At 68.1% G+C, this 285-nt stretch carries 1 protein-coding gene; it reads left to right on the top strand.

The genetic code is table 11. The features are described 5' to 3' along the window. The coding region (locus H7J93_RS04240) for a DUF222 domain-containing protein (RefSeq protein ID WP_267305051.1) at nt 1-285 on the top strand (285 nt) is incomplete at both ends.

Genomic DNA, 285 nt, shown 5'->3' with positions numbered 1-285 from the left:
CGCAGGTGTTCGCCACCGGCGCGGTGAACTACCGGCTGGTGTCGACGGTGGTGGCGCGCACCCGGCTGATCAACGACCCCGCCGTGATGGCCCAGGTGGACACCGCGATCGCCACACGGCTGCGGGATTGGGGGCCGTTATCGGCGATGCGCACCGCCACCGAGATCGACTACTGGGTCGAGCGTTATGACCCCGAGGCGGTGCGGCGCACCGAATACGCCGCCCAGGGCCTCAAAGTCGATATCCATGATTCCGACGACGGCTCGGGCGCGGTGATCGTGATCG

Origin of the sequence: Mycobacterium barrassiae, from assembly GCF_025822765.1 — a bacterium.
GTDB classification, from domain to species: domain Bacteria; phylum Actinomycetota; class Actinomycetes; order Mycobacteriales; family Mycobacteriaceae; genus Mycobacterium; species Mycobacterium barrassiae.
The sequence above is the reverse complement of the archived record's forward strand: the minus strand, read 5'-3'. Positions and strand labels throughout refer to the sequence as shown.